2 protein-coding genes are annotated in these 2,519 nt (G+C 68.0%); both read left to right on the top strand.

The features are described 5' to 3' along the window. The coding region (locus JWQ89_RS09750; RefSeq protein WP_299640510.1) for a chemotaxis protein CheA at positions 1 to 1,970 on the top strand (1,970 nt) is incomplete at its 5' end. Continuing rightward, positions 1,967 to 2,464 (top strand): chemotaxis protein CheW, encoded by a 498-nt coding sequence (locus tag JWQ89_RS09745; protein WP_299640508.1) that lies wholly within the window; start codon positions 1,967 to 1,969, stop codon positions 2,462 to 2,464. The genes JWQ89_RS09750 and JWQ89_RS09745, both read left to right, overlap by 4 nt. Positions 2,465 to 2,519: the final 55 nt, after the last annotated feature.

Genomic DNA, 2,519 nt, shown 5'->3' with positions numbered 1-2,519 from the left:
TGGAACTGCTCGAGCATGGCCTGCTCGATCTCGAGCAGCACCCCGCCGATGCCGATCTCATCAACTCCGTCTTCCGCGCCCTCCACACCATCAAGGGCTCCGGCGCGATGTTCGGCTTCACCGACGTCGCCGCCTTCGTCCACGAGTTCGAAACCGCCTTCGACAGGGTGCGCAAGGGCCTCTCCCCCATCACCCCCGAACTGGTCGGCGTCGCCCTCGACGCCAAGGACCACGTCCACGCCCTGATCGAAATGCCCGATATCGCCGCCACCGGCGCCGGCGACGCGATCCTCGCAGCGCTGCGGGCCATCGTCGAGCCCGACCGCTTCCCCGCTTCGCCGATGCCGCAGCCCGCATCCGTCACCCACGCGGCCCCCGCCACCACCGGCCGCTGGCGCATCCGCTTCCGGCTGCCCGAGGACGCGCTGCTCCACGGCACCAACCCGCTGCTTCTCCTCGGCGAAATCGCCGATCTCGGTCCCTGCGAAGTCACGGCCCTGGTCGACACTGTCCCCACCCTCGACCTCATCGACCCCGAGGCGAGCTATCTCGGCTGGCAGGTCGATCTCACCCACCCCGACCCCACCGCCGCCCTCGACGACGTCTTCCTGTTTTTGAAGGACAGCATGGAGCTCACCATCGAGCCCCTCGCCGCCCTCGCGTCGCCCGTCCTCGATATCCTCGCCGAGGACAACCCGGCCGCCGAGCCCGACGAACCCATCGCTGAACTCACCGCGCTCCGCGCCGCCCGAGACCAGCGCCCTGAAGCCGCCGAGCGCAGCTCCACCTCCCTCCGCGTCCCCGCCGAGCGCCTCGACGAACTGATGGATCGCGTCGGCGAACTGGTCATCGCCCAGGCCCGCCTCTCCCAGATGGCCGCCCAGAGCTCCGACGCGAACCTCAAGACCATCGCCGAAGAGCTCGAGCGCCTCAGCTCCGGGCTCCGCGACACCACCATGGGCATCCGCATGGTGCCGATCGGCTCGCTGTTCTCGCGCTTCCGCCGCCTCGTCCACGACCTCAGCCGCGATCTCGACAAACAGATCGAGTTCATCACCACCGGCGAGGACACCGAGCTCGACAAGACCATGATCGAGCGCCTCGCCGATCCGCTGGTCCACCTCATCCGCAATTCCGTCGACCACGGTCTCGAAACCGCCGAGCAGCGCATCAAGGCCAATAAGCCCATCAAGGGCACCGTCCGCCTCTCCGCCGTCTATGCCGGCGCCGAAGTCGCCATCTCGGTCACCGACGACGGCGCCGGCCTCGACGCTGCCCGCATCCGGCAGAAGGCCGAAGAGCAGGGGCTCCTCACGCCCGAATCCCGCCTCACCGACCACGAGCTGTTCCAGTTGATCTTCGCCCCCGGCTTCTCGACCGCCAGGGAAGTGACCTCGCTGAGCGGCCGCGGCGTCGGCATGGACGTGGTCAAGCGCACCATCGATGGCCTCCGCGGCAAGATCGAGCTCACGACCAAACCCGGCGAAGGCACCACCGCCACCCTCCGCCTGCCGCTCACCCTCGCCATCATCGAGGGAATGCTGGTCCGGGTCGGCAACGGCAGATACTCGATCCCGCTATCCGCCGTCGATGAATGCGTCGAACTCCCCATGACCGCCGACACCGCCTCGCGCGGCCGCAACTTCCTCGATATCCGCGGCAGCCTCGTGCCGTTCCTGCGCCTGCGCGACATGTTCAACACCCCGGGCCAGCCCGACAGCCACCAGAAGGTGGTGATCATCTCCTCGGGCGAGGGCAGGGCGGGTCTCGTCGTCGACCAGATCATCGGCAACAACCAGACCGTCATCAAGCAGCTGAGTAAACTCCACTCCAACCTCGAGACCTTCTCGGGCGCCACCATCCTCGGCGATGGCACCGTAGCGCTGATCCTCGATACCTCGCGCCTCGTCTCCTTCGGCCAGGCCCACGAGGAGCGCTTCCGCGCCGCCGACGGGAGGGCCGCCGCATGACCGCCTTCACCCAGCCCATGCGCGCCCTCACCCTGCGGCTCGATGACGAGCTCTTCGCCGTCGAGGCCCAGAGCGTCCGCGAGATCCTCGATCTCGTCCCCGTCACCGCGGTACCCAACGCCTCGCCCTTCGCCGCCGGCCTCATCAACGTGCGCGGCCGCGTCGTGCCGCTCGCCGACCTGAAGGTCGCCTTCGGTATGCGCCGCGCCGAGCCCGACCAGGATACCCGCATCGTCGTCGTCGAAACCGAGATCGATGGCGAGCCCAGCATCGTCGGTGTCCTCGCCGACAAGGTCTACGACGTCACCGACATCGAGCCCGCCGCGATCGAAGAGGCGCCGCGGGTCGGCATGCGCTGGCGGCCCGACTATGTGCGCGGCATCGGCAAGCGCCAGGGCAATTTCATCATCATTCCCGACCTCGGTCGGATTTTCGAGACCCAGGGCCGCAGAAGCGCGCCCCACGCCGCCGCAGAAGAAAGGGCCATATCGTGAGAGTGACACTGAAAGCCAAGCTGGGGGCCACCTTCGCTGTGGTGATCCTGCTGTC

It is taken from the genome of Devosia sp., assembly GCF_028290645.1.
Classification (GTDB): Bacteria; Pseudomonadota; Alphaproteobacteria; order Rhizobiales; family Devosiaceae; genus Devosia_A.
This window is presented reverse-complemented; position numbering and strand designations above follow the sequence as displayed.